Genomic DNA, 6,579 nt, shown 5'->3' with positions numbered 1-6,579 from the left:
GCCCGACTCACAGCCGGGCTGGGACTGGATATTGCTGATCGGCTCCAAACAGTAAGTTTGGCATTCATCTGTATTCTTAATAATATTACTAGATACTGACTTGCCTCTGCCGGAATGGAGCGCCCCATGATTTTACTGACACGATTTATTACATTTTTCCTGCTTACCTCCGTTTTTCCCAATTACAGTGAAGCTCAGGAGGTATTATGGGCGAGCAAAGTACTTGGCTACTCTTCTGAATTACGGCCTTCTGCATTCGGCCACGCTTCCCGGGCCAAACAAATCCTCGGCGAACCGAATAAGCTGCCCGATTTCGGGACAAGTCCCTGTGCATGGTCGCCCGCGGAGGCAGATAACAGGAGTGAAGACTGGATCAAAGTCGGATTCGAGAAGGCCATTCCTGCAAAACAGATCGCAGTCGCAGAGAATTTTAATCCCGGCGCCATTGTGCGGGTATATGCTTATGATCCTGCCGGCAAAGAGTACCTGGTTATGGAATCGCCTGCCGTGCAGCAAACCGTGAAAGGACGAATACTGCGGGTTTTTCCAAAGCAACAAAATCTGATGGTCAATGCAGTAAAGCTGGTTTTGCAAACTGGCAAAGTGTCGGGCTTTAATGAGATTGACGCAGTAGGGATTTCTGAAAGTACGGAGCCGATCGAAGCGCGCATTAACGTGGCTAGCGGCATTGATTTCAAATCAAAAAAGGAAAATATGGGGAGTGCTATCAACAGCACCGGTCAGGATGTGGCACCTGTTATTTCTCCTGATGGAAAAACGCTTTTCTTCACCCGCAGCAACTTCGCCGGAAATGTAGGTAACCCTGCCATGCAGGATGTCTGGTTTTCGACAGCTAATGAAAAAGGGCAGTGGTCAAATGCAGTGAATATGGGCTCGCCGATCAATAATGCGGGTCCCAATGCAGCTACGAGCATTTCAGCCGATGGTAAAACGCTCTATCTGATCAATGTGTACCGCCCCGACGGGAGTATGTACTTCGGATTTTCCAAATCATTTAAAACAAAAACAGGCTGGTCTTTTCCGAAAGAATCCAAGATCCTGAATATGCTCGAAAAAACGGAAAGCGTTGAAATTACCGTTTCCCCATTTGAAAATGTACTGATCATTTCCATTCAACGACCGGATACGGAGGGCGGAAAAGACCTTTATATTTCTTTTTTACAAAAAGATGAAACCTGGTCAGAACCTCGCAACCTGGGTTCTCTGATCAATTCTGCAGATGACGAGGGAACTCCTTTTCTCGCGCTGGACAACAAAACGCTGTACTTTTCCTCTTTCGGGCATAGCGGCTACGGACGCGGCGATATTTTTTTGACAAGAAGGCTGGACGATACCTGGCTGAAATGGTCGAAACCGGAGAACCTGGGTCCCTCCATTAACTCTCCTTTGTGGGATGCGTACCTGAATGTACCGGCGACCGGCGAATATGCATACTTTGCCGCAAGTGAAAAAACACCGGGAACTGAGGACATTTTCCGGATCAGAATGTCGCCGGAAATCAAGCCGGAGCCTGTGGTGATTGTGGCAGGGAATGTGTATGAGGCAGAAACGACCAAGCCGGTCAAGTCTGAGGTTGTTGCCGAGATCAAGAAAGACAATTCGGTTTTCAGCAAAGCTACCTTTGATCCGGAAACCGGCGAGTACCGGCTCATTTTACCATTGAAAGAAGTTTACAAAGTAGCCGCATCCGGTGAAGGTTACTTCCCGATCTCGGAAGAAATAGACCTCACGGCCGACAACGGTTTTAAAACCATACGTAAAAATCTTTATTTACAACCTGTAAAAAAGGGCGCCCAGATCCGCCTGAGCAATACCATGTTCGCACAAAGCAGTGCAGCCGTAATAGAGACTTCCTTCCCTGAACTCGACCGAATCGTTAACGCAATGAAGACTTACCCGACCATGGAAATACTCTTGGAAGGACACACGGATAACCAGGGTGAAGTGCAAAAAAACGTGAAACTATCGGCGGACCGGGTGGCCGAAGTGAAGAAGTACCTGCTCTCAAAAGGCATTGAAGAAAAACGCATTCAAACCAAAGCCTGGGGGCCTGCCAGACCCATTGCAAGCAACCAGACCGAACAAACCCGCCAGCGGAACCGCAGGGTAGAATTTACGATTCTTAAAATCTGAAAAATGCCCTGTTAAGGAAATTTGTTTATTTTCGCGGCTACTTGATATATTAATTCCGTACATTTTCTCAAAACGGAACCCACCAGCAAACATCTGATGTCCCAAAATTTCACAAGCGAAAATCTGCGTTCCTGGCTTATATTACTCGTCATTTTGATTATCGGAACCGCATTAAGATTATATCGTCTGGACCGGTTCAGCATTTTTTTTGATGAGAAAAGTACAATGGTAGTCAGCCAGGGAATTGTCCTGGAAGGCGCTAATCAAAAGCCGGTTTATTCAACGCAGCGACTTGCGATCAAGGAGTTTTGGAAAACGCCGCCCATGGATTACAGACCGTCGCAGGTAATCAGGTCTTTTACTTACGAGGAAATCCCGACTGCCCGCGCTTTTACCCCGGCTGAGTTCTGGGCTCCTAAAACAATCAATGATTATTACGACGCCCTGACACGCAGCGATATTGGAAACAGTCCGTTCTATTATCTGCTCCTGCACATCTGGATGGATATTTTCGGCTTGTCCGACTACTCCGCCCGGTCTTTCTCGGTGCTGTTAAGTGTGATGATCATCGGTTTGACTTACCTGTTTGGCCGACGCTTTTTCAGTGCAAATACCGGGCTGATCGCAGCTGCGATCGTGGCTGTCGAGCCATTTTTCATTGCATACAGTCACCAGGCGCGCAACTACTCGCTTACCTTTTTCCTGACGCTCCTCGCAACTTATTTCTTTCTTCAGATCATAGAGAACAAGGCGAGCAAGCAAAAAACTGCATTATTGTACCTGGGCTACATTCTTTCGGCAGGGCTGGGTTTGTTGTCGCACTTTCTTACCATTTCTGTTTTGCTTGCGCACGGCGCGTATGCACTTTTCTTTCTGAGAAGTGTAAAAGGCTGGATCAGAATGGCGCTGGCAGCAGTGGCCTCATTGTCGGGACTTACGTGGTGGCTTACTTTGGGAGGTGGAAAATACACGTTATATACGTTAAAAGACCAGGCGGATCTGTATAAAAGAATGGCAGAAACCATGCCTCTAAACAATCCCTACGGAACAATCCTGCCAGCTACCCTCGGCAATGTTTTTCAACGCGCATTACCGATTTTCACCGATCTGGTCATCTTCACGAATGGACTTACTGATGCATTGGGTGGCAAAAGGAATATTGCAGTGGCAATTGCTACGGGCTTGCTGATCATACTCTGGTATCGTTTCAGAAATCACATCAAGGCACCCGAAAATATCAAAGACAAAGTCCCTTTCCTGTTTATCATTCTTGCCGGGCTGTTTTACAGTCACCACAAGCTGCAATTCAGCATCTTCTCTGTGAGCATTTTTGCATTGTCATTTATTCCCGATATACACCGGGCTGCCAGTACTGAGGAGCGCAAGAGATTGTGGATGCTGTATTTAATGGGATTAATCCCAACCTTTTTCCTGATCTTCATGGCGTTCCGTGCGGGGCATACCTATGGTTTGAACCAGCGCTATCCGGGTTTTTCATTTCCTTATGTAATCGTTTTATTAAGTCTGCTGCTGCAATACTACCGGAAGCTGCAACTTGGGTACAGGCTTTTACTTTACGTGTTCCTGGCAATTCAGCTGTGCTTTGTTGGCTTGCGTTTGCGGGAGTTTTACCAAGACCGTTCTACCAAATACGGCTATTTTGCGGAGCCTCGCATACCGAACCCCTACTACGCAGCAGCGCAGAAGATCAAGAGCACTTATCAGGCAGGTGATACCATCCTTTATCCCGCAATCAAACTGATAGCGAGGCGTGAAATGGATAAAACTTTCCTTCCCTACTCCGTTCAGGACGCACAATTGACCAACCTGTACCTCCCCAAAGACGCACAGTATATCCAGGTAATGGACACCACTGAAACAGACCTGATCAGGCTCAAAAAAGCAGGACAGCCGGCACCGATCGTAATTGTCAACCTGAAAGGTGTCCGTTACTGAAAACCCGCCACCATAACCTGCGCTTTTCAGAGCCGTCCAATAAGATTTCGTATATTGCGCACTTAAAACACAAGATTCGACCGTTATTTTGTGAGCAGTTCCCTACAATTGATATACACATCACGCATGACCGCAGAAGAGATATTGAATGATCCACGGCAAATAAGCGGTGAGCTCCGCGTTAAAATCCTGGGTTTGTACCATAAAGCCAATGCCGGCCACATCGGCTGCTCCCTGAGCTGCATTGATCTGATGATCGCAGTACTGTTTCTTCAAAAATCGGTCGACGATACTTTTATCCTGTCCAAAGGTCACGCCGCAGCGGCACTTTATGCCTGCCTGAATGCATTGGGCGAAATCACTGACGAAGAGCTGGATACTTTTTACCTTGACGGAACTACATTGCCGGCCCACCCTGCCCCGCGCCAGTACAAGGGAATTCCTTTTGCAACAGGTTCACTGGGTCACGGCTTGCCTATCGCGACCGGCATTGCACACGCTGCCAAAGTAGCGGGCGAGGATAGCTATTCTTTTGCATTGCTTTCTGATGGGGAGACTAATGAGGGCACCACCTGGGAAGCAGCGCATTATGCCATTCAAAATCAGCTGGATAACCTGATGATGATCGTTGACAAAAATGGCTTGCAGGGTTTTGGCTTTACGGATCAGGTTTTAGGTGAAACGGCTTCTGTTGAAAAATGGAAAGCGATTGGTTTTGAGACCATTGAAGTGGACGGGCACGATATCGTATCCATCAGTATGGCGGTGAATGAGCTGAAAAGTCACAAAAACGGTTTACCAAAAGCAATTATCGCAAATACGGTAAAAGGCAAGGGAGTTTCCTACATGGAAAACAAGCTGGAATGGCATTACCTGCCGATGAACAAAGACCAATATGAGCAGGCAACCCTTGAAGTTAAGGAGCGCTATTTTAATGAATTGACGAATGCTTGACCATTTACCGGTTTACCGCGAAAAAATTGAAAGTTTAAAAGGGCCAATTTTCGTTTTCGGAGCCAGCGGCTTTATCGGCGCCAATCTTTTTAACGATATTTTCAAGATCCGTAAAGATTGCTTTGCATTGACACACGATGCAACCAAAGCGTGGCGGTTGAAGCTGCTGAATGTGCCTTTTGAAAATATTGTGCATTGCGATATCCTCTCCAACAACTCTGTTCAGGAGATTTTTGAAAGATACAAACCGCAGACCATCTTTAACCTGGCTGCTTACGGCGCTTACAGCAAGCAAAGCAATGTCAATCTGACCTACGAAACCAATGTAATCGGAACTGCCAATATCCTGCAGAACTGTACACCCGAAATGGCTTACATTCACGCAGGCAGCAGCTCGGAATATGGTTTTAACTGTACTTCTCCGAAGGAAACGGATCGCGTGGAACCAAACAGCCACTACGCAGTTTCCAAGGTTTCGGCAGCCTATCTGCTTGAATATTATGCCAAAGTTGCCAGTTTGAAAACACTGAATCTGCGGCTTTATTCTATTTACGGATACTGGGAAGAACCTGACAGGCTGATCCCGAAGCTCATTGAAAATGCGCGAAGAAAGGAGCTGCCTTCGCTGGTATCCCCGGATATCAGCCGCGATTTTGTTTTTATAGAAGATTGCGTAGAGGCGTTTCTCGATGCTGCATTGAAGATCAGCACAGCCACGTCCGGCAGGTCCTACAATATTGCTACTGGCAAAAAGACTACGATGGGCGACCTCGTGGATGTTACCCGTGCCACATTCTCGATTAGCCGGGAGCCGCAGTGGGGCAGCTTTTCAAACCGCAAATGGGACCTTGCCGACTGGTATGGAGATCCCTCCGCGTTTGAACAGGATTTTGGCTGGAAAGCGAGGACTTCACTGGAAACCGGATTATCAAAATACAGTGCGTGGCAGGAAAGTATCAGCTACGAGAGCAAGGTGATCCCGGCATTTGAAAACCCGAAACTGAACCCGGTGATTACGGCGATTATCGCGTGCTACAAGGATGCGCAGGCGATTCCTTTTATGTACGACAGGCTGGTAAAGACCTTCAATGAACTCAAAGTACGTTACGAGATCATTTTTGTAAATGATAGCTCTCCTGATAATCAGGAAGAAGTTATCAATAAAATCTGTGACAAAGACCCGAATGTTGTGGGTATCAGTCACTCCCGTAATTTTGGATCCCAATCAGCTTTTCTGAGCGGAATGGAGATTGCTACCGGCGACTGTGTGGTTTTAATGGATGGCGATTTACAGGATCCGCCTGAAATTATACCGGCATTTTACGAGAAATGGATGGAAGGAAATGATGTGGTTTACGGTGTGCGCGTACAGCGCGAGATGAAGCCGCACATCCATTTTTTCTATAAAACATTTTATAAGGTTTTCCAGGGACTCAGCTATATCCCCATTCCGAGGGACGCAGGCGATTTCTCGATGATCGACCGCAAAGTAGTTAAAGAATTGGTAGACCTTCC

The 6,579-nt window shown here is 47.0% G+C and carries 4 protein-coding genes; all 4 read left to right on the top strand.

Features of this window, described 5'->3' with window-relative positions; translation table 11 throughout:
- The first annotated feature begins 114 nt into the window (after positions 1 to 114).
- Complete coding sequence (locus ACTIE6_RS06450) at positions 115 to 2,154, top strand: OmpA family protein (protein WP_439555851.1); 2,040 nt, start codon at positions 115 to 117, stop codon at positions 2,152 to 2,154.
- Positions 2,155 to 2,250: 96 nt separating this feature from the next.
- On the top strand, positions 2,251 to 4,110 hold the full coding sequence (locus tag ACTIE6_RS06445) for a glycosyltransferase family 39 protein (protein WP_439555850.1): 1,860 nt from the start codon (positions 2,251 to 2,253) through the stop codon (positions 4,108 to 4,110).
- Positions 4,111 to 4,236: 126 nt separating this feature from the next.
- Complete coding sequence (locus ACTIE6_RS06440) at positions 4,237 to 5,064, top strand: transketolase (RefSeq protein WP_439555849.1); 828 nt, start codon at positions 4,237 to 4,239, stop codon at positions 5,062 to 5,064.
- Positions 5,057 to 6,579: NAD-dependent epimerase/dehydratase family protein (locus ACTIE6_RS06435; protein ID WP_439555848.1), on the top strand; the 1,523-nt coding region annotated here is incomplete at its 3' end. The genes ACTIE6_RS06440 and ACTIE6_RS06435, both read left to right, overlap by 8 nt.

The organism is Dyadobacter sp. (assembly GCF_051859145.1).
Lineage (GTDB): Bacteria > Bacteroidota > Bacteroidia > Cytophagales > Spirosomataceae > Dyadobacter.
Note: the sequence above shows the minus strand (reverse complement) of the source record. Positions and strands in the feature narration are given on the sequence as shown.

Coding starts and splice junctions, on each gene's coding strand:
- ACTIE6_RS06450 (WP_439555851.1), top strand. CDS start 115: ATGGAGCGCCCCATGATTTTACTGACACGATTTATTACATTTTTCCTG.
- ACTIE6_RS06440 (WP_439555849.1), top strand. CDS start 4,237: ATGACCGCAGAAGAGATATTGAATGATCCACGGCAAATAAGCGGTGAG.
- ACTIE6_RS06445 (WP_439555850.1), top strand. CDS start 2,251: ATGTCCCAAAATTTCACAAGCGAAAATCTGCGTTCCTGGCTTATATTA.